Genomic DNA, 20,224 nt, shown 5'->3' on the forward strand with positions numbered 1-20,224 from the left:
AAAACGATAGCTATTCTGAGCGAGCCAAATAGGCGTGGGGGAATGCAGGCCATGATTACCAGAATAAAGGTCATTACTTTCCACACCGAAGGTTTTCCCCATGATGATGGTCTGCCGCTGGACCAATCCATGGAAGATCTAAAGGCGCTCGTTCTATCGCAGGGATGCGAGTTTGAGGCCTATACGCCGCGAAAACTCCGCGCCTTGGGTGCCGAGGATCTGGTGCAGCGCTATGACGACAAGTACGCCTTGCCGAAAAATCCGGGCCTGCACACGATCGGCATGTGCGCGTGGAAGCCGTTCGTCTTGCTTCATGCTCTGCAATCGATGAACAAGAATGACCTCGTGATCTACACGGACGCCAATATTGGCAAGTATCCCGGCCTGCGGGTCGCCATGGAAAACATTCCGGAATTCGTTGCCGGAACGGGCGATGTTCATGACTTCTTCGTGGGCCGCGAGTGTGAGGATCAGCGCCGAAAGGTCGCGCAACACGCGAGCGGTCGCCAGATCGTCGAAATTGGCGGGAACACGGTGTTTTCCTGCAATTTCCCGATGCATATCGTCAACAGGATCGTGTCCAGGAACACGCCGGCCGCCAAGGAAATACTGCTGTACTGGCTCGCACTGTGCAAGGTGCAGAAGTTTATTCTTCCGCCTTTGGTCGGCGATCATCACGAGGAATACAGATGGTTCTGCCCCGAGCAGTCGGTTCTGAACCTGATTTTGGCGAACCTTATCGAGGAAGGGCAACTTCCTTACTACTATTCGACCATCGGCTTTGATCGAGCGGGCCAACGATTTGTTGGCGACAATTCACACCTGTCTTGTATTTCCGCGCCGATCGGAAGGCCGCACTACATCCCATTCCGTCAGCGTTTCGCAAAGGAAATCGCCGAGGCGGAACTATACACGGTCACGCGCACGGCGCAGCCGTTGCCGGTTGATGGTGCCAAGAAAGCGGCCTGATGCCGCTTTCGCGATGAGCGTCGTGGTGAGGCCGCCTGGCTCATGGCGCCATGGTCTCCCGGACAGAAAAACACTTCCGCCAATCCGCATATTGCCTCGTTGGAATCTCGCGCTTAAAGCTTGATGTCGCAAATGTCATGAGAAGCGGACCGATGAGCAGAGATTATTATTCCAGCATGGGCGGCCTGCCGCCGCAGACCGATCTTTTGTCGAGCAAGGCGGTGTTCACGACGGCTTATGCCGTCATCCCGCGCAGCGTGATGACCGATATCGTCACCAGCTATCTGCCCCATTGGCAGGGCACGCGCGCCTGGGTGATCTCCCGCCCGATGACCGGCTTCTCCGAGACCTTCTCACAATACATCATGGAAGTGCAGCCCGGCGGCGGCAGTGATCGGCCGGAGCCGGAAAAGCGCGCCGAAGGCGTGCTCTTCGTCGTCGACGGCGAGGTCACGGTCGATCACGAGGGCGCAACCCACGTGCTGCGTCCCGGCTCCTTCGCCTTTCTGCCTGCCGGCTCGAAGTGGACGTTGTGGAACAAGGGCGCTGATGCCGCCAAGTTCCACTGGATCCGCAAGGCCTTCCAGCCGGTCGATGGCCTGGAGCCGCCACCGGCACTCTTCACTCATGAAGACCAGAACCCGCCGCAGTCGATGCCCGATACCGACGACGTGTGGGCCACCACCCGCTTCATCGATCCTGCCGACCTGCGCTACGACATGCACGTCACCATCGTCACGCTCGAGCCCGGCGGCGTCATTCCCTTCATGGAAACCCACGTCATGGAGCACGGTCTCTACGTGCTCGAGGGCAGGGCGGTCTATCGGCTCAACAAGGATTGGGTCGAGGTCGAGGCCGGCGATTACATGTGGCTGCGCGCCTTCTGCCCGCAGGCCTGCTACGCCGGCGGCCCCGGCCGCTTCCGCTACCTGCTCTACAAGGACGTCAACCGGCACATGCCGCTGTTCTAAGCCGAGGCAATCGGGATGACGGCAACGATCGAGATCAGACGGGCCCAAGCGGCGGACGCGGTGGCACTCAGCCATTTCGCCGCCCGCCTGTTCCGCGCCACCTATGGCGAGGATACGCCGGCCGCCGATCTCGAGGCCTACGTTACCAAGGCGTTTAGGCCGGACATCCAGGCCGCCGAAATCGCCGATCCCGGAGCCGCCGTCTTTCTGGCGACGGATCGTGACACGATTGCCGGCTACGCCTATCTCGTCGTCTCGCCATCGGAGGCTGATGCCAGCCTCCTCAGCCGCATCTACATCGACACCGCCTGGCGCGGCCAGGGCCTCGCCAGCCGCCTGCTCGATGCTGTTGTCGCCGAGTGCGCGGCGCGCGATGTGGAGCGCCTGCAATTGACGGTCTACGAAAAGAACGCCCGCGCCATCGCCTTCTACAACAAGGTCGGCTTCGTGCCGGTCGGTAGTACGACGTTCACGGTGGGCGATGACGTGCAGACGGATATCGTCATGGAACGCGCGACGCGCTAGCGCCTGTCGTCAAATATCGCTCGCCGCATAAGGCCAGCGCCGCACCGCCTGCGCCGCCGTCATCCGCCGGATCTCGCCGCCACCGATGAGCCGCCGCAACACCCGGCCGTCGATCACGATCAGGCTGCTCATGATCAGCGCCATTCCCGCAAGCTCAAACATCCGCAGCCGCTCGCCGAGAAAGAGCGCGCCCAACAGCGTCGCGCTCACCGGCACCAGCAGCGTCACCAGCGAGGCATTGGTCGCGCCGGCCGAGGCGATGAGGCTGAAGTAGAGGATAAAGGCGAGCGCCGTGCACAGGAGACCGAGGATCGTGATCGCCAGCCATGTCGTTCCGCTCACGGGGATGATGTCATCAGGCGCGCAGAAGAGGGCGACGACGGGCAGCATCAGCAGGCTCGAGACCGTCAGCTGGCCGGTGGCGATCACCTCGGCGCCGATGCTGCGGAAGCGCCTCGCGAGCACGACGCCGAACGCATAGGAGATGGAAGCGCCGATGACCGCGAGCTTGGCCCATAGCGGCCCGCCGAGATTGGAGATCAGGCCGGGGCCGATCAGCACCGCAGCACCGGCGATGCCGAGCGCGATGCCAGCGAGTGCCGCCACCGACAGCCTCTCGTCTTTCGCAAGCATGGTGGCGACGAAGACCGTCCAGAGCGGCGTCGTCGCGTAGAAGATCGAGGCGAGGCCTGCGCCGATCTCGGTCTGCCCGGCGAATATCAGCGAAAACGGGATCACGTTGTTCAGCAGCGCCAAGCCGAGGAAGCCGGCCGGGTGCGCCAGCACCGGGGCGAAGGACAGGCCGCGAAGCTTCAGCCAGAGATGCAGCGCCAGCGCCGCGATCGATACCCGGTAGAAGACCAGCGCCAGCGGCGAGATCTCTGCAACGGTTATCCGCCCGATGAAGAACGAGCCACCCCAGAGCGCGCCGAGCAGCAGCAGCCGGCTCCAATCCTGCGAGGACATGGCGCGTCCAGCCGTGCTGCTGGATGACGAGACAGGCCTTACCGGTATTGCGATGCCACGCATGCCCTTGCCTCCCCAAAAGAAAACGGGGCCGATCGGCCCCGTCTCAACTCGTCGTACTAGATATCACCGCCGGCGTTGGTCCAGAGGTTGGCGGCCTCCGCCGCCGTCATCCGGCGCACCTCCGCCTCGTCGCGGCGGCTGGAAAACAGCTCGCTGGCCATGATCTGGTCGGCGAGATCGGCTGGCAGTGACAGGATCACGCGGCCGTCGCCGCTGTGAAGGCCGCTGAGCTCCGAGCGCTTGCCCGTCACCATGCCGCCGGCGACCGTATTGTTGGTCTCCGGATCGATCAGGATGAAGGCGCCCGAGGAGCGGTTCTGCTCATAGGGGTCGAAGATCGCCGCTTCGTCGAAGGTCAGATGCACCTTGCCGATGGCGTTCATGTACAGCGTCTCGGCCGAGGTCCATGTGCCGGTCTTCAGCTGCAGCTGCGCGACAGGCTGAACCTGAACGCGCTGGCGGCGGCTGCCGCTCTTCAGCCAGTAGCGCTTGCCGGCCTCGATGCCCTCGGGCTGCAAGGCGACGATCTGCGCATCGAAGGACAGGCCCACCTGCGGCTGGCTGTCGATCGAAACGATCATGTCGCCGCGCGCCACGTCCACCTGGCGGTCGAGCACCAGCGTGATCGCATCGCCCGCCACCGCCGCGTTGCGCACGAGGTCGAAGGTGACGATCTTGGTGACGTTGGCGACCATGCCCGACGGCAGGATCATGACGCTGTCACCCGGCTTTACCGAGCCGCCGGCAACCGTGCCCTGATAACCGCGGAAGCTCTCGCCCGGACGCGACACGCGCTGCACGGAGAGGCGGAAGCCGACCGTCTGCGACGAGCGCACGGTGGCAGGCTCCAGCGTTTCCACCAGCGTCGGGCCGGCATACCATGGCATCGAAGCCTCGCCGGAATAGACGACGTTCTCGCCCTTCAGCGCCGACATCGGGATCGCGGTGATCTGCTTGACGCCGAGAGACAGCGCGAATTCGCGGAACTCGTGGACGATCTTGTCGAAGCCGGCGCGGTCGTAGTTCGTGAGGTCGATCTTGTTGACCGCGAGCACGAACTGCTTGATCCCGAGCAGCGAGGCGATCGTCGCGTGACGGCGCGTCTGCTCGAGGATGCCGGCGCGGGCGTCGACCAGCAGGATGGCGAGATCGGCCGTGGATGCGCCGGTCGCCATGTTGCGGGTGTACTGCTCGTGGCCGGGGGTGTCGGCAACGATGAAGGAGCGCTTGTCGGTCGCGAAATAGCGATAGGCGACGTCGATGGTGATGCCCTGTTCGCGCTCAGCCTGCAGGCCGTCGAGAAGCAGCGCGAAGTCGGGCAGGCCGAGATCGTTCTGCTTGCCGGTGGAATCGCGGCGCAGCGTAGCCGCCTGGTCTTCCTTGACAGCCTTGGTGTCCCAGAGCAGGCGTCCGATCAGCGTGGACTTTCCGTCATCGACGCTGCCGCAGGTGATGAGGCGCAACGGTCGCGTGTCGCGCACGGCCTGGGCGGGCTCGGCGGCGGGGGCGGCGATGGCGCTTGCTGTTGCTGCTGCAGTCATCTCAGAAATATCCTTCACGCTTCTTTTTCTCCATGGAGCCGGACTGGTCGCGGTCGATGGCGCGGCCCTGGCGTTCGGAGACAGTGGCAATTTCAAGTTCGGCGATAATGTCGTCCATCGTCGTGGCGGTGGACTTGATCGCGCCCGTCAGCGGGAAGCAGCCGAGCGTGCGGAAGCGGATGAAGTCTTCCTGCTTCGTCTCGCCGGGCAACAGCTCCAGGCGCGGATCGGTCGCATCGATCATCATGCCGTCGCGCTCGACATAGGGGCGCTTGGCGGCGAAGTAGAGCGGCACGATCGGAATGTTTTCCGCCTGGATGTAGCGCCAGATGTCGACCTCGGTCCAGTTCGACAGCGGGAAGGCGCGCACGCTCTCTCCGCTGCGGATCTGGCCGTTATAGATGTTCCAGAGCTCGGGGCGCTGGTTGCGCGGATCCCAGCGGTGGTCGGGGGTGCGGAAGGAGTAGATGCGCTCCTTGGCGCGGGATGCTTCCTCGTCGCGCCGCGCGCCGCCGAAGGCCGCGTCGAACTTGCCGGCGTCGAGCGCATTGCGCAGCGCTTCCGTCTTCATGATGTCGGTGTAGCGCGCCGAACCATAGGTAAACGGCGTGATGTTTTCGGCCGCACCGCGCGGATTGATATGCTCGATCAGGTCGAGATCATACTCCTTCACGATCTTGTCGCGGAAGGTGATCATCTCCGCGAACTTCCAGCCGGTGTTGACGTGCAACAGCGGGAAGGGCACGCGGCCGGGATAGAAGGCCTTGCGCGCCAGATGCAGCAGCACCGAGCTATCCTTGCCGATCGAGTAGAGCATCACGGGACGCTCGAACTCGGCCGCCACTTCGCGGAAGATATGGATGGATTCGTTTTCGAGCGCCTTCAGATGAGGGTCGAGCGGCGGCTTGGTGCTCTGCGGATTGCTGAGTTCCGTATCCGGACGGTTATCGGGCATGTCTTACTCCAGACTTCCAATTCCTTGGCGGGGAGGCGGGCCTCACCCTGTTTTCGTTTCGGTCTTCACTGGCCTTGTACCGTGCGGCCCCCTCATCGCCTCGCTGGCGCTCCGGCACTTCTCCCCGCTGGGGAGAAGGGACGTGTCGCTGGCCTTTCCTGTCCATGAGGTGTTGGAAGGCTGGCAAAGGGGGCGCCGCTTGTCTCTTCTCCCCAGCGGGGAGAAGGTGCCGGCAGGCGGATGAGGGGGGCTCCGAGCACGAAGCCCACCATCGTCAATTCTACTGCGCGATCGTCACCGCCGAAGCCTCTTCAGCCACATGCAGGCCGCATTCGCGCGTCTGGTCCTGTTCCCACCACCAGCGGCCGGCGCGCTCGGGCTCGCCGGGCTTGATGGCGCGGGTACACGGCTCGCAGCCGATCGACGGGTAACCGCGCGCATGCAGCGGGTTGATCGGCACGCTGTTGTCGGCGACGTAGGCCTTGATGACGTCGATGTCCCAGTCGGCCAGCGGGTTGACCTTCAGGAGATGGCGATCGGCGTCATATTCGGCAAACGGCGTCTCAGAGCGATTGGCCGATTGGCCGCGGCGCAGGCCGGTGATCCAGATGGTTGCGCCATTGAGCGCGCGCGCAAGCGGCTTCAGCTTGCGCACGCCACAACAGGCATGCCGGGCTTCGACGCTCTCGTAGAAACCGTTGAGGCCGTATTGCGCCGCATAGGCGTCGATATCGGCCTGCTCGGGCTCGTAGCGGCTGATATGGATGTCGTACTGCTTTTCCGTCTCGTCGATCAGGTTGAGCGTCTCGGCAAAGAGGCGGCCGGTCTGCAGCGTCACGACGTCGATCGGCAGTCGGTGATTGCCGATCTCGGCGGTAATCACCTGGTCTTCGATACCAAGCGATGTCGTGAACACGACCCGCCCGCCCAGGCTGGCGACGAACGACAGGCGTTCCGCCAGAGATAGGCTTGCAAGCTTAGTGTTCAGCGTTTCCGCTTCTTCGATTGTATGAGCAACAGTCATGGGAATCCTGTCCTAGATGTTGGCAGGAGTATCGCAGCTTGGGGATGGAGAGGACAGAAACAGGCATTTCGAAAGCAGGCTGGAATGGAGCAAATATCTCTCCCCGGCCGCTGCAATGCAGAAAAGCAGCCGCGCCGGCATGGATGGCCAGCGTCGCGCCTTAATCTCTATTGATTTAGTAGGGTTACACGTCGCCTGTCAATCGGAAATGTGATTTGATGCTTGCAGGGTCGCTTTTTCGGTTAAATTCGAGATTGCTGATTTGAGATTGAAAACAAGGCTGAAAAGCCTGTTTCTCAGGGGTTTTGCGCGCTTGTTCAAACTATGTTCATCCAGCGCGTGAGATAGAAAGAAAAAGAAGAGTTCCGCCGGGCACGATCCGTGTCCGCCGCTTGTGTGTCGATGGCTGAAAATGATTACGCAGAAGGCGAAATACGCGCTTAGGGCGCTCACCGTTCTGGCCGAGGCCGATGACGGCGAACCTGTGATGATCTCCGATATCGCGGCGCAGCAGAAGATCCCGAAGAAGTTCCTCGAGCAGATCCTCCTCGACCTCAAGCATCAGGGTATCGTCGTCAGCCGCCGCGGCAAGCAGGGCGGCTATCTGCTCCTGAAGCCGGCTGACATGATCACCTTCGGCGAAGTGCTGCGCATCATCGACGGCCCGATCGCCCCGCTCCCCTGCCTGTCGATCACCGCCTACCGCAAGTGCGACGATTGCGACGGCGAGCAGAACTGCGAAATCCGCCACGTCTTCGCCAAGGTGGCCGACGCCACCCGCAAGGTGCTGTTCTCCACCACCATCGCGGACGCCGTAGCGCCGCGCGGTGCCGAAGTCACGCGGATGCTGGCCTAAGGGCTGGTGATTGCTTAGTGGGCCGGCTCTTCCTGATGTGACGCCTTCTCCGCCGCGCGCCGCGCCCGGATCGTGGCTGCGATGAACACGCGCGACAGGCCATGATAGAGCGGCTCGCGCGACAGGAAGCGCGACGTCACATAGCCGATCATCGACACCGCCATGATCGGGATCACGGCCTCATGGTCGCCGGTCATCTCCAGAATGATGACGAAGGCCGTCATCGGTGCCTGCACGACACCGGCGAAATAGCCAGCCATCCCAAGGATCGCGGCCAGCGCGATGCTGCTGCCGATCAGCGAGCCGACCGTGCTGCCGAAACCGGCGCCGACGGCCAGCGACGGCGCGAAGATGCCGCCGGGAATGCCTGATATCATCGACAGGAAGCTGGCGAGCAGTTTTTCCACGAAGAAGAACAGCGGCAGCGCATGGCCCTCGACCGCACCGCGCGCCTGCTCGTAGCCGGTGCCGAACGTATTGCCGCCCGACGCGATGCCGATCACGGCGATCGCCAGACCGCAGCCGCCCGCGAGAAAGAGCATGCGTTTCAACGGCTGCGGCTGCGCCCAGCGGCGCACGCGCTGGCCGACATGGAGCGCAAGGCCGCTGAAGCCCGCCCCAAGCGCCCCGCCGCCGACGCCGCAGATGATGACGAGGCCCCAATCGGCCATATGCATGGGTGCCACCGAGGTGGAGCCGAAATAGTTGTAGCTGCCCGACAGCCCGAGTGCGGCGAGACCGGAGAGGATGACCGCGGTCAGCACCAGCCCGTTAGACCGCGACTCGTAGGTGCGGCTCATCTCCTCGATGGCAAAGACGATACCGGCGAGCGGCGTGTTGAAGGCCGCCGCGATACCGGCGGCCGAGCCCGCCAGGATCAGCCCGCGCGCCTGCGCCATGCCGCCGAAGCGTGCGACCGCCAGCATGATCGACGCGCCGACCTGCACCGTCGGCCCCTCGCGGCCTATCGATGCGCCGGAGAAGAGGCCGAGCACCGTCAGCAGGATCTTGCCGCCGGCGATCCTGAGCGACAGCAGCCGCGTGCGGTCGGCCTCGTCATGCAGGTGGCGCGCCGCGATCGCCTGCGGAATCCCGCTCCCCTGCGAATTCGGAAACAGCTTCGCCGCCAGATAGGCCGACAGCACGAAGCCAGCAGGCGTGATGATCAGCGGCAAAAGGAACGACCACCGCCCTGATGTCGTCACCGCAGCGAATGCCTTCTGCGCCATGTCCGCGAGTTCCGCGAAGGCAACGCTGATCAACCCGATCGCCAGCGCCCCGCACCAGAAGACAAGCCGCGGACGCCAGAGCGAGAACGAGCCCCGAAACACGCGCGAACGGCGGAGCAGCTTGGATTTCCGATAGAGTGGGGGCATGTCGGTCACTTGGGGGCGTGGGGACAGAATAGGGGGCACCGGTCTTATCTGCCCCGTGGCCCGCGTTTGCAAGCCCTGGCGAATATGCGGGCGAGGTTGTAATTGGACGATATATGATATACATAGATGATATCTATGAAGTATCGTTTTGGTGGATCCGATGAGAATCCTTGTCGACGTTGGTGAAGATGACCTTCGAGCTCTTGATGCGATCGCCGCCGCCAAGAACGTCTCGCGTGCCTCCCTCATTCGCAAGGCGGTCAGCGGCTTTCTTGAGCAAGACGCGCCCCGTGATCGGAAAGAGGCTTTTGGGCTATGGGGTAATCGTAAGGTCGATGGTCTTGCCTATCAGGAGGAGATCAGGGGCGAATGGTGAAGCCGCTGTTCGACACCAATATCCTCATCGATCATCTGAACGCCGTTCCGCAGGCTGCCCAAGAGATTGATCGCTACGACAGCGCAGCGATCAGCATTATCACCTGGATGGAGGTGTTAGCCGGCGCCCGTCATGACGTTGCCGACGCCACCCGACGCTTCCTGGCCGGATTTCACGTGATCCCGCTCGAGACATCCATCGCGGAACGTGCTGTCGAGATCAGGAAGAAATACCGCATCAAGCTCCCCGATGCGATAATCTGGGCGACCGCCGATACGAATGCGATGCTACTCGTCACGCGCAACAGCAAGGACTTTCCGGCAGACGCACCCGGGGTGCGGCTGCCTTATGTGATCTAACCCCTACCGATCACTCACTTCCCAGCGCGGATTGATCCACGGCTCCTGGTTGGAGCGCGGCAGCGGCTGCTTGCCGAGAATGTGGTCGGCGGCCTTCTCGCCGGTCATGATCGAGGGGCCGTTTAGGTTTCCATAGGTCACGTGCGGGAAGATCGATGAGTCCGCAACGCGCAATCCATCGACGCCGATAACCCGCGTTTCCGGATCGACCACCGCCATCGGATCGTCCTTGGCGCCCATCTTGCAGGTGCCGCAGGGGTGGTAGGCGCTTTCCAGATGCTCGCGCAGGAAGGCGTCGATCTCGTCGTCGGTCTGAACGTTCTCGCCCGGCTGGATCTCGGAGCCGCGATACTGGTCGAAGGCCTGCTGGCCGAAGATCTCGCGGGTCAGCCGCACGCAGTGGCGGAACTTCTCCCAGTCCTCGGCATGGCTCATATAGTTGAAGCGGATCAAGGGATCGGCCTTCGGATCGGCGGAGGCGAGCGTCACGTTCCCTCGTGATTTCGACAGGTTATAGCCGACATGCACCTGGAAGCCGTGGCTCTTGGCCGCCGCCTTGCCGTCATAGCTGATTGCAACAGGCAGGAAGTGATACTGGATATCCGGCTGCTTGACGCCGGGGCCCGAGCGCAGGAAGGCGCAGGCCTCGAACTGGTTGGAGGTGCCCAGGCCCGACTTGGTGAACATCCACTGCGCGCCGGCAACGCCCTGCCAGAACCAGGGAAGCCACGAGTAAAGCGAGACGGGCTTGGTCGAGACCTGCTGGAAATAGAATTCCAGATGGTCCTGCAGGTTGGCGCCGACACCAGGCCGGTCCGCCTTCACCTCGATCCCCATTTCCTTCAGATGCGCCGCCGGGCCGATACCCGAGAGCATCAGCAGCTTTGGCGAATTGAACGACGAGGCCGAGACGATCACCTCGCGGTTGGCCTTGATGACCTCGACCTTGCCGCCACGCTCGATCTCGACGCCAACAGCCCGGCCGTTTTCGATCACCACCTTGCGGGCAAGACCATAGACGAGATCGACATTCGTCCGCTTCAGCGCCGGCTTCAGATAGGCTGAAGCGGCCGACCAGCGCCGCCCCTGAAAGATCGTCTGCTCCATCAGCCCGAAGCCTTCCTGCTTCGAACCGTTATAATCGTCCGTCGCCTCGAAGCCTGCCTGCTTGCCGGCCTCGATGAAGGCGTGGAACAGCGGGTTGCGGAAGCCGCCGCGCTGCACATGCAGCGGCCCGTCCGTGCCGCGCCATCCCTCTTCGCCGCCGTGGCTGTGTTCCATCCGCTTGAAATAGGGAAGCACGTCGGCATAGGCCCAGCCATTGGCGCCGAGCGCCTCCCAGCGGTTGTAATCCTCCGCATGCCCGCGCACATAGACCATGCCATTGATCGACGACGACCCGCCGATAACCTTGCCGCGCGGCGCGGTGATGCGCCGGTTGTTGAGGTTCGGCTCCGGCTCGGAAAGATAGCCCCAATTGTAGCGCTTCATGCTCATCGGCCAGGCCAGAGCCGCCGGCATCTGGATAAACGGCCCGAAATCCGACCCGCCGGCCTCGATGACGATAACGCTGTTCTTGCCGTCTTCCGACAGCCTGTAGGCAAGCGCCGAGCCCGCCGAGCCGGAACCGATGATGACGAAATCTGCCTGCATGAATCTGCAACCCCTAATTGATTTGCGCGACGCTCTGGTTTATGTTGCTAGGATGAAACCTGTGATCTACTCTAAACTTGCGCAGAGAAGCTTGGAGCGGATGCAGCCCAAGCGTCAGGCCGCGATCAAGGCAAAGGTCCACGCCTTCGCTCGCGGAGAGACGGTGGATGTGAAAAAGCTTGTCGGAACGGATCTCGTTCGCATACGTGTCGGCAATGACCGCGTCATCATCGACGAGCAGACCGGGCTTGTGCTGGTCATCAACGTCGGCCCGCGCGGCGGCATTTACAAGGAGTAACGCGGCATGACCAAAGCGCACAAATTGGCTGTCGACGGCGGCCGCGACGATGACGATGACTTCTTCACGAAGTTTGATGTTAAAAAGCTCGAGATCGACGGCAAGGATTACGTTTTGCTGCTCCAGGAGGACTACGAAGATCTGGTCGATAGCTTGATTGCAACTAGGGTGATGGCGCGCGTTGCCGCCGGCGAGGAAACTTGGCCAGCGGAATTTGTCTACGAGCTGCTGGAGAGCGACAGCCGCATCCGCTCCTATCGCACCTATCGCAAGATGAGCGCGGCGGAACTCGCGCAGGCGGCAGGGCTCTCCGAAGCGGAGTTCAACGAAATCGAGACCGGCAAGAAGACGGGCTCCGTCGATGTGCTGAAGCGCATCGCGTCGGCCCTGAATGTCGATCTCGACGATCTCGTTGTCGGCTGAGTTCATATCAATAAGGCGCCTGAACCGGCCCCATGCCGACATAAACCGTCTTCAGCTCGGAGTAATGCTCCAGTGCGGCAATCGAATTCTCGCGGCCGAAGCCTGACTGCTTGGAGCCGCCGAAGGGGATTTCGACCGGGCAGAGGTTGTAAGTGTTGATCCACAGCGTGCCGGCCTCGAGAAGATCGACCACGCGGTGGGCGCGGCTCATGTCGGAGGTGAAGACGCCGGCCGCCAGGCCGAATTCGGTAGCGTTGCCGCGCGCGATGACTTCCGCCTCGTCCTCGAAATCGAGCACGCACATGACAGGCCCGAAGATCTCCTCGCGGGCGATCGTCATCTCGTCGGTCACATCGGAAAACACCGTCGGCTGCACATAATAGCCTTCGCCCGAGACATTGTTCGGAATGCCACCGCCGACCACGAGCGTCGCGCCCTCGGCCTTGCCCTTCTCGATGTAGTCGAGAACCTTCTCGCGCTGCGCCCAGGAGACCATCGGGCCGATCTGTGTCGCCTCGTTCATGGGGTCGCCGATCGCCATCGCCTCGGTGCGCGCCTTCAGCCGCTTCAGGAATTCGCTCTTGATGTCTTTCTGCACGAAGACGCGGGTGCCGTTGGAGCAGACCTGACCGGTCGAATAGAAGTTGCCGAGCATGGCGCCGCCCACCGCGCTGTCGATATCGGCGTCGTTAAAGACGATCAGCGGCGATTTCCCGCCGAGTTCCATCGTCACATGCTTGAGATTGCCGGCAGCCGCTGCCGCCACCTTGCGGCCTGTCGGCACGGAACCGGTCAGCGACACCTTGGCGACATCGGGATGGTTGACGAGCAGCGGGCCTGTGTCGCGGTCGCCCTGGATGACGTTGAAGAGCCCCTTGGGCAGGCCGGCCTCGATCAGGATCTCGGCGCTCTTCAGGGCGCCGAGCGGCGTGTTTTCGGACGGCTTGAACACCATGGCATTGCCGGCGGCAAGCGCCGGTGCCGCCTTCCAGCAGGCGATCTGCTGCGGATAGTTCCAGGCGCCGATGCCGACGCAGACGCCGAGCGGCACGCGCTTGGTATAGGCGAAATCGCCTCCAAGCGGGATGTAGGAGCCGTTGAGGCCTGCCGCGATCACGCCGCCGAAGAACTCGAAGCTGTCGGCGCCCGAGGTCGGGTCGGCGACGATCGTTTCCTGGATCGGCTTGCCGGTGTCGAGGGTTTCAAGCTCGGAGAGTTCGCGGTTGCGCTCGCGCATGATGTCGGCGGCCCGCTTCAGGATACGGCCGCGCGCCGTCGGGCTCATCGCCGCCCATTCCGGCTGGGCGCGCTTGGCAGCGGCGATCGCCTTTTCGACGATTGCGGGCGTTGCCGCGTAAAGCCGCGCGATGACTTCGCCTGTCGCCGGATAAAGGCTCTCGATCACGGTGCCTGCATCGTCCTCGACATATTCGCCATCGATGAAGTGCGATGCTGTGGGCTGGGCTCTCATGGGTCTATCCTTTTAGCGGTTGGCTGCGGCAGAGTGGGGGAGGGCATCGATGCGGTCATCGGGCCGTCCCTCTGAGCTGTATCGTCACATAATCCTCCGTCAGCGCGATCGAGGCCTCGGCGCCAACACGCGTCGAGCCCAGACTCTGGCGGATGTAGAGCCCGTCGATCATCGCGGCCACGCCTTCTGCGATATGTTCCGCGACATCTAAGGGGCAGAGCGGCTTCAGATTGGCGACGAGGTTGGAGCGCAGGCGCCTGGCGTAGATGACGAGAAAGCGGCGCGTCTCTTCCGAGCGTTGTGCCTCGGCGTAAAAGGCGAGCCAGGCGGCGATCGTCTGCGGCGCGAACTGGTCGGCGTGGAAACTGACGCGGATCACCGCCGAAAGCCGCGCGCGCGGCGTGGGGGCTGCCTTCAGCGCCGTCACCGCGTCGTCGCGCAACTGCTTTAGAAGCGAGCGGATCGTCTCGATCAGCAGCTGCTCCTTGCTGCCGAAATAGTGGTGCGCGAGCGCCGGCGAAACGCCGGCCTGCTTGGCGATTTCGGACATGGTGACGCTGAGCGAGCCGTGATCCCCGATCACGCGCAGCGCTGCATCGACGAGCGCCTTGCGGCGCATCGGTTCCATTCCGACTTTCGGCACGGTCTTTCTCCTGCAATAGAGCCAACATAATTTTGATTGACTGATCAATCAATAAAAATCTGATCGCCTTTTCCGTAAGATATCTCTTTCCATCCGCCGTTTCTGCGCCATACTCAATGAACAACCGGGAGGTGCATGATGACAGACATGTCCAACGAAATGCCTTCGTCCTCCGCGCTGCGGTCGAAATGGGTCTGGTTTGTGGTCCTCGGCGCGCTGCTGATCGTCTTCGGCGCCATCGCCGCCGCCAACGTCTTTTTGGCCACCGTCGTGTCCGTCTACTATGTCGGCCTGCTCATGCTGGTCGGCGGCATCGTCTATCTCGCCCATGCCTTTCAGGTGCGCGAGTGGGAGCAGCTGTTGTTCTGGGCGCTGAGCGGCGTGCTCTATGTGCTGGCCGGCGTCTTCGCCTTCATGAATCCCATTCTGGCATCGGCGGCACTCACGTTGTTTCTGGCCATGGCATTGCTGGTGGCGGGCATCTTCCGCGTCTTCGTCGGCTGGCGCATGCGCCCGTCGAGAGGCTGGGGCTGGGTGCTTTTGAGCGGCCTGATCACGGCGCTCGCGGGCTTCGTCATCGTGCTCGGCTGGCCGGTCAACAGCCTGTGGATCCTCGGCCTGTTCCTCGCTTGCGACCTGCTGCTGCAGGGCTGGTCGATGCTCGCTTTCGGCCTCGCCATCCGGCGCTGATTGTGCCCGCTATTCACAGCCTGTTCATCACGCACTGTTTCTTTTTTGACAAGAATGTGAGTGAAGACTAAAATTAGCCTCATGGCAGAGGTCGCAAACGTGTGAAAGCGACGCTGCTGAAAGCCCAGCACCCGCGACCGGAAGGGCGGCCGAAGCGAGTGTGTATCCGTTCCTCGACCGGGCAGGCGTCTGCCCGACGAGGCGATGGGAGACCACGAGGCAATGGGAGTGATGTCATGCCGATGGTAACCGTTTCCATCTCTCCGCTGCAGGCGGCCGATATCCGCGCGGCGATAGACGATGGCACTTATGTGTCCAGCAGCGAGGTGGTGCGCGAAGCGCTCCGGCTGTGGGATGCCGCCCGCAAGGTCGATGGCCTGCCGAAAGCGCGCGATTGCGCCCCCGCCGATGCCAGATGCGTCGCCGACATGTTCGCCGACCACGAGCATCGCCGCACCGCCTGAAGACTGCCTACATATGACCGCCGCTCGGTGCGGCGGTTGCGGCATGCATTTGATAAAACGCCAGTTTTCACAAAACCTTCACATTGGGGAAAGTGTTCGTTGACGCTTCGCCCCTAGTCTCCGCGCGAAAAATTATAATTATAAATGCCGTATAGTGGAGAATGGCATGTCGTTGGCTGCCACCGTAGAGCCCGCCCTTATTCGTCGCTACACCAGCGATCAAATCATTACTCTCGCCAAACTCGTTATCGAAAACGCCTTCCAGCCGATCGTCGAAGCCAGCACCGGTGTTGCCTTCGGCTATGAATCGCTGATGCGCGGCCAGGAGCGCCTGGGCTTCAATTCGCCGCTGGAAATTCTGGACGAGGCCCAGCGCGGCGATCAGCTGCTGCAGCTCGAGCAGATGGTGGCGAGCCGCGCGCTCGCCAAGTTCGCGTCGCTACCAAATTTCGCCACCGCGACGCTGTTCCTCAATCTCGATGTGCGCCTCATTCCGCATGGCGAGCAGCTGGTGGAAAACCTGCTGCAGCATCTGAAGCTCGCCAATATCCCGCCATCCTCGATCTGCTTCGAATTCTCCGAGCGCTTCGACAACACCTCGGTTCCCGAATTCGCCGCACTGGTGTCGCTGCTGCGCAAGCGCGGCTTCAAGCTGGCGATCGACGATTTCGGCGTTGGCCATGGAGAGATGAAGCTGCTCTGCGATCATCCGGTGGACTACCTGAAGATCGACCGCTACTTCATCGCCGATATCGATGGCAGCCCGCGCAAGCGCCACCTGTTGAAGAACATCGTCCACATCGCCCATGTGCTCGGCACCCGCGTGATTGCCGAGGGCATCGAGACCGAAGCCGAGTTCATCACTTGCCGCGAGTATGGTGTGGATCTCGTGCAGGGCTGGTTCATTTCGCGCCCGACCACGCATGTCTCCGAGCTGGTGCCGTCATTTCCGCATCTGCAGGAACTCGGCAAGAGCAAGCGCAACAACCAGTCGCTCGACGAAATCCTCATCCGCAAGCAGATCGAAGTGCTGCCGACGGTCTATGAAAACGACACGATCGACAGCGTCTTCGAGGTCTTCCGCCGCCATCCGCAGAATGCCTTCTTCCCGGTCCTGAACGCCAATGGCGAGCCCCGCGGTATCCTGCATGAGCGCCACCTGAAGGAATATATCTACCACCCCTTCGGCCGCGATCTCCTGAAGAACAAGATGTATGAGCGAACCATCTCGCACTTCGTCGAAATGGCGCCGATCGTCGGCCTCGATTCCGATGCCGAGCAGCTGATGACGATCTTCGCCAACATGGAAGGCGCCAACTGCCTGCTGTTGACGGAAAACATGCGTTATGCCGGCGTCGTCTCGGCCGCCTCGCTCATCAAGGTGATGAACGAGAAGAAGCTGAAGACCGCGCAGGACCAGAACCCGCTGACCGGCATTCCCGGCAACCACGCCATTCGCGATTTCATGCGCGAGGCGAGCCGCGACAGCGACGAGACCCGTCACTTCTGCTATTGCGACTTCGACAACTTCAAGCCCTTCAACGATGCCTATGGCTTCCACCTCGGCGACCACGCGATCTCGCTCTTCGCAGCCCTGATGCGGCGCTACTTCTTCGCCGAGCGCCATTTCCTCGGCCATGTCGGCGGCGATGATTTCTTCATCGGCGTGCAGGGCTGGACCAAGGAAGAGCTGACGGAAATCCTCGATCGTCTGATCGGCGATTTCCACGACGATGCCCAGGATCTCTATTCCGAGATCGACCGCGCCGCCGGCCGCATTCGCGGCCACGATCGCGCCGGCGTCGAAGCCTTTTTCCCGCTGATGCGCTGCTCGATCGGCGTTCTGGAGCTTCCCAAGGGTCTCGTCATCGACGACATCAGCCGCGTCTCCGCCGCCATCGCCCATATCAAGGCAATGGCGAAGGAAAGCGCGGAAGGCCTGGTCTTCCATCGGCTGGGCGAGGCGAATTGACGCTCCGGCGTTTCCGCCCTTCTCAACGCGGCGTTGCTGAACTATCTCACTGCTATCCGAATGAGGAGACCGGTGATGTCTTTGCCTGCGCTTATGCGTTTTGTCGATTTGCCCCGCTTCGGCGCCCCTGACGTGATGACCATATCGAGCGGGCCAGTGCCCGTGGCGGGCGAGGGGCAGATCCTCGTGCGCACCCAGGCGATCGGCGTCAACCGTCCCGATGTCGCGCAGCGCCAGGGCACCTATCCGCCACCGAAGGATGCAAGCCCGATCCTCGGCCTCGAGATCGCTGGCGAAGTGGTCGCGATCGGCCCCGGCGTCAGCGGTTATTCTGTCGGCGACAAGGTCTGCGGCCTCACCAATGGCGGCGCCTATGCCGAATATTGCCTCATTCCCTCAGGCCAGGCACTGCGCTTCCCCAACGGCTACGATGCGGTCCAGGCGGCAGCACTTCCTGAAAACTACTTCACGGTCTGGGCCAACATGTTCCAGATGGCGGGGCTGACCGAAGGTGAGAAGGTGCTCATCCACGGCGGCACCAGCGGCATCGGAACTACGGCGATCCAACTGGCCCGCGCCTTCGGCGCCGAGGTCTATGCGACTGCGGGTTCGCAGGAAAAATGCGACGCCTGCGTCAAGCTCGGCGCGAAGCGTGCCATCAACTACAAGACCGAGGATTTCGCCGAGGTGATCAAGGCCGAGACCGGCCAGGGCGTCGACATGATCCTCGATATGATAGGCGCCGCCTATTTCGAGAAGAACCTCGCCTCGCTGGCGAAGGACGGCTGCCTCTCGATCATCGCCTTCCTAGGCGGCGCGGTTGCCGAAACGGCCAACCTCGCACCGATCATGGTCAAGCGGCTGACGGTAACGGGCTCGACGCTGCGCCCGCGCACGCCGGAAGAAAAACGCGCCATCCGCGACGATCTCCTGTCGCAGGTCTGGCCGCTGCTCGACGAGGGCAAGCTTGCCCCCGTGATCCACAAGACCTTCGCTTTCGAGGATGTCGTCGAAGCCCACAAGCTGATGGAATCGAGCAGCCATATCGGCAAGATCATGCTGCGTCTCTGACGATCACGCCGCTGCCGTCGCTTGCGTCTCGTTGCCGGACTTCTGGATCGACAGCGAGATCAGAATCGTCACGATCCCCGGCAGCGCCATCAGCACGAACAGCCAATGCGCCGCGGATATGCCGCCGGCAACGCCGCCTGGCGCAAGCAGGCCGGTGCTGTTGACGATGACGCCCGCGAAGGCTGCGCCGAACGCGCTTCCGAGCGATTGCACGGTGGTGATCGCCGCCGAGGCCTTGTCCTGCTCCGATGTCGCGACGAGGCGTAGCACCTTGGTCACCAGATGCGCCCAGCCGAGCCCGACCCCGAACCCCATGAGGAACATGAAGACGACGGCCGGCGCGAGCAGCGCGATGCTGCCTGCCTGGTTGTCGCGTGCCAGGAAGATCGCCAGCGCCGCGACCGCAACCGTCTCGATCACGCAGCCGATAACGATGGCGCGGCCGGCGCGGGGGCCGGAGAACGAGGCGCTGAGAAACGCTGCCACCGTCCAGCCAAGCGCGACCAGCGCCGTGAGGTATCCCGATTCCAGCGGGCTGACATTGTGTAGGGATTGCAGGAAATAGGGGATGTAGATGTCGCTGGTCAGCACCAGGATCAGCAGGAACATCATCAGGTAGACACGGGAAATCGGCATGCTGAGGGCCACGGCGCCTGTCGGCAGCAGGCGGTTCCCGCTTCGCCGCTCTATGCCGAGCATGGCGACCACGGCGATGAGCGATGCCGCGACCAGCAGCGCTTTCGATTGCGTCGCCTCGATCGTGCCGGCGATGCTGACCAGAAGCACGGCCGCCAGGAGCAGCGCGATCTGCGTGATCGGCGTGCGCCCGGGAGCCCGGTCGTCATGCGCCGACGGCAGCAGCACGGGCGCAAGGATAGCCATGAGCACGCTCACGGGAACAAGCAGCATGAAGGCGTGGCGCCAGGTGCTGCCGTCGGAGAACAGGCCGCCAAGGCTTGGGCCGAGCAGCGTCGCCACGCCCCAGATCGCCGCATAGAGCGTCGAGGCCTTGCGCCAGAGGTGCTCTGGATAGGCAAAGCGGATGAATGCATAGGCAAGCCCGCCGAGCGCGCCGGCTCCAAACCCCTGCACGGCGCGTCCGGCCAGAATGACCTGCATGGAGGGCGCCAGCGCGCAGATCAGGCTGCCGGCCGCAAACATGAGAGCACCGGCCACGTAAACCGTGCGCAGGCCGATGCCGCGCGGCCGCATGGCGACGAAGATGGAGCCGAGCACGGCCGCCGCGACGAACAGCGTGGTGACCCACGAGAGCAGTTCCAGCCCGCCGATATCGCGCACGATCGATGGCGCGATCGTCGCCATGATATAGGCCTCGACCGCATAGAGCGTCACGCCGCCGCCGAGCATCAGCGTGGCGGCCAGGACCGGCCTGGAAAAAAGATGGAAGACGGAGGAGCGCTCCGTCGCGACGTCGTCGATGCTGCTCATGCGGAATGCCTTGAATGTTTCCTGGAAAGCTTTTGGGAAGTTTTTTACAAGTTATAGCTTGGAAAAAATACACGGCCGCGTTATTAAAGCAAGAACAAGCTTGGAAAAA

The 20,224-nt window shown here is 62.6% G+C and carries 21 protein-coding genes; 12 read left to right on the forward strand and 9 right to left on the reverse strand.

The genetic code is table 11. The annotated features are described in order from the left end of the window. The first annotated feature begins 42 nt into the window (after positions 1 to 42). The 3 genes from ACODTZ_RS23065 (at position 43) to ACODTZ_RS23075 (ending at position 2,465) form a co-directional block, all read left to right on the forward strand. Positions 43 to 969, forward strand: a complete 927-nt coding sequence (locus tag ACODTZ_RS23065) for a hypothetical protein (RefSeq protein ID WP_489028392.1) — start codon at positions 43 to 45, stop codon at positions 967 to 969. 152 nt (positions 970 to 1,121) lie between these two features. Further along, complete coding sequence (locus ACODTZ_RS23070; protein ID WP_489028394.1) at positions 1,122 to 1,940, forward strand: bifunctional allantoicase/(S)-ureidoglycine aminohydrolase; 819 nt, start codon at positions 1,122 to 1,124, stop codon at positions 1,938 to 1,940. Between the two features lie 15 nt (positions 1,941 to 1,955). Beyond that, entirely contained in the window at positions 1,956 to 2,465 is a 510-nt protein-coding gene (locus ACODTZ_RS23075; protein ID WP_489028396.1) for a GNAT family N-acetyltransferase, read from the forward strand. A gap of 9 nt (positions 2,466 to 2,474) precedes the next feature. On the opposite strand, the gene ACODTZ_RS23080 is transcribed toward ACODTZ_RS23075, so the two are convergent. The 4 genes from ACODTZ_RS23080 to ACODTZ_RS23095 all read right to left on the reverse strand — a co-directional run bounded on the left by ACODTZ_RS23080 (position 2,475) and on the right by ACODTZ_RS23095 (position 7,014). Beyond that, a complete protein-coding gene (locus ACODTZ_RS23080; protein ID WP_489028398.1) occupies positions 2,475 to 3,494 on the reverse strand; it encodes a DMT family transporter in 1,020 nt (339 codons plus the stop codon). Between the two features lie 56 nt (positions 3,495 to 3,550). Beyond that, entirely contained in the window at positions 3,551 to 5,035 is a 1,485-nt protein-coding gene (gene cysN, locus ACODTZ_RS23085) for a sulfate adenylyltransferase subunit CysN (RefSeq protein WP_489028400.1), read from the reverse strand. A 1-nt stretch (position 5,036) separates the two neighbouring features. Beyond that, a complete protein-coding gene (gene cysD / locus ACODTZ_RS23090; protein ID WP_489028402.1) occupies positions 5,037 to 5,990 on the reverse strand; it encodes a sulfate adenylyltransferase subunit CysD in 954 nt (317 codons plus the stop codon). A gap of 280 nt (positions 5,991 to 6,270) precedes the next feature. Continuing rightward, positions 6,271 to 7,014 (reverse strand): phosphoadenylyl-sulfate reductase, encoded by a 744-nt coding sequence (locus ACODTZ_RS23095; RefSeq protein ID WP_489028404.1) that lies wholly within the window; start codon positions 7,012 to 7,014, stop codon positions 6,271 to 6,273. 412 nt (positions 7,015 to 7,426) lie between these two features. Here ACODTZ_RS23095 and ACODTZ_RS23100 point away from each other — a divergent pair, with 412 nt between their 5' ends. Beyond that, entirely contained in the window at positions 7,427 to 7,870 is a 444-nt protein-coding gene (locus ACODTZ_RS23100) for an RrF2 family transcriptional regulator (protein ID WP_026283096.1), read from the forward strand. Positions 7,871 to 7,884: 14 nt separating this feature from the next. Here ACODTZ_RS23100 and ACODTZ_RS23105 read toward each other — a convergent pair whose 3' ends face one another. Beyond that, positions 7,885 to 9,246, reverse strand: a complete 1,362-nt coding sequence (locus ACODTZ_RS23105; RefSeq protein ID WP_489028406.1) for a chloride channel protein — start codon at positions 9,244 to 9,246, stop codon at positions 7,885 to 7,887. A 160-nt stretch (positions 9,247 to 9,406) separates the two neighbouring features. On the opposite strand from ACODTZ_RS23105, the gene ACODTZ_RS23110 reads away from it, so the two are divergent. Together ACODTZ_RS23110 and ACODTZ_RS23115 are read left to right on the forward strand one after the other, a co-directional pair. Then, on the forward strand, positions 9,407 to 9,622 hold the full coding sequence (locus tag ACODTZ_RS23110; protein ID WP_047507829.1) for a ribbon-helix-helix protein, CopG family: 216 nt from the start codon (positions 9,407 to 9,409) through the stop codon (positions 9,620 to 9,622). Beyond that, positions 9,616 to 9,981 (forward strand): type II toxin-antitoxin system VapC family toxin, encoded by a 366-nt coding sequence (locus tag ACODTZ_RS23115; RefSeq protein WP_489028408.1) that lies wholly within the window; start codon positions 9,616 to 9,618, stop codon positions 9,979 to 9,981. The genes ACODTZ_RS23110 and ACODTZ_RS23115 overlap by 7 nt, the downstream gene beginning before the upstream one ends. A 3-nt stretch (positions 9,982 to 9,984) precedes the next feature. On the opposite strand, the gene betA is transcribed toward ACODTZ_RS23115, so the two are convergent. Next, complete coding sequence (gene betA, locus ACODTZ_RS23120; RefSeq protein ID WP_489028410.1) at positions 9,985 to 11,634, reverse strand: choline dehydrogenase; 1,650 nt, start codon at positions 11,632 to 11,634, stop codon at positions 9,985 to 9,987. Between betA and ACODTZ_RS23125 the strand changes: the two genes are divergently transcribed. Continuing rightward, positions 11,615 to 11,932 carry a type II toxin-antitoxin system RelE family toxin gene (locus ACODTZ_RS23125; protein ID WP_489028412.1) on the forward strand — a complete coding sequence of 106 codons (318 nt, stop codon included), beginning with the start codon at positions 11,615 to 11,617 and terminating at the stop codon, positions 11,930 to 11,932. The two genes, betA and ACODTZ_RS23125, sit on opposite strands and share 20 nt — an antisense overlap. 6 nt (positions 11,933 to 11,938) lie before the next feature. Beyond that, positions 11,939 to 12,355: a helix-turn-helix domain-containing protein gene (locus ACODTZ_RS23130; protein ID WP_209232910.1), complete on the forward strand. Its 417-nt coding sequence runs from the start codon at positions 11,939 to 11,941 to the stop codon at positions 12,353 to 12,355. Between the two features lie 7 nt (positions 12,356 to 12,362). Here ACODTZ_RS23130 and betB read toward each other — a convergent pair whose 3' ends face one another. Both betB and betI read right to left on the reverse strand, forming a co-directional pair. Next, a complete protein-coding gene (gene betB, locus ACODTZ_RS23135; RefSeq protein WP_489028414.1) occupies positions 12,363 to 13,826 on the reverse strand; it encodes a betaine-aldehyde dehydrogenase in 1,464 nt (487 codons plus the stop codon). 55 nt (positions 13,827 to 13,881) lie between these two features. Continuing rightward, on the reverse strand, positions 13,882 to 14,469 hold the full coding sequence (gene betI, locus ACODTZ_RS23140; protein ID WP_489028416.1) for a transcriptional regulator BetI: 588 nt from the start codon (positions 14,467 to 14,469) through the stop codon (positions 13,882 to 13,884). A 138-nt stretch (positions 14,470 to 14,607) separates the two neighbouring features. Between betI and ACODTZ_RS23145 the strand changes: the two genes are divergently transcribed. The 4 genes from ACODTZ_RS23145 to ACODTZ_RS23160 all read left to right on the forward strand — a co-directional run bounded on the left by ACODTZ_RS23145 (position 14,608) and on the right by ACODTZ_RS23160 (position 18,666). After that, complete coding sequence (locus ACODTZ_RS23145; RefSeq protein ID WP_112982258.1) at positions 14,608 to 15,159, forward strand: HdeD family acid-resistance protein; 552 nt, start codon at positions 14,608 to 14,610, stop codon at positions 15,157 to 15,159. A 236-nt stretch (positions 15,160 to 15,395) separates the two neighbouring features. Beyond that, a complete protein-coding gene (locus ACODTZ_RS23150) occupies positions 15,396 to 15,623 on the forward strand; it encodes a ribbon-helix-helix domain-containing protein (protein WP_018899011.1) in 228 nt (75 codons plus the stop codon). A gap of 166 nt (positions 15,624 to 15,789) precedes the next feature. After that, positions 15,790 to 17,595: an EAL domain-containing protein gene (locus ACODTZ_RS23155; RefSeq protein WP_489028419.1), complete on the forward strand. Its 1,806-nt coding sequence runs from the start codon at positions 15,790 to 15,792 to the stop codon at positions 17,593 to 17,595. Positions 17,596 to 17,670: 75 nt separating this feature from the next. Then, positions 17,671 to 18,666 carry an NAD(P)H-quinone oxidoreductase gene (locus tag ACODTZ_RS23160; RefSeq protein WP_489028421.1) on the forward strand — a complete coding sequence of 332 codons (996 nt, stop codon included), beginning with the start codon at positions 17,671 to 17,673 and terminating at the stop codon, positions 18,664 to 18,666. A 3-nt stretch (positions 18,667 to 18,669) separates the two neighbouring features. Here ACODTZ_RS23160 and ACODTZ_RS23165 read toward each other — a convergent pair whose 3' ends face one another. Then, positions 18,670 to 20,115, reverse strand: coding sequence for an MFS transporter (locus ACODTZ_RS23165; RefSeq protein ID WP_489028423.1), 1,446 nt, complete (start codon positions 20,113 to 20,115; stop codon positions 18,670 to 18,672). Positions 20,116 to 20,224 lie beyond the last annotated feature (109 nt).

This window comes from Rhizobium sp. FG113, from assembly GCF_057809895.1.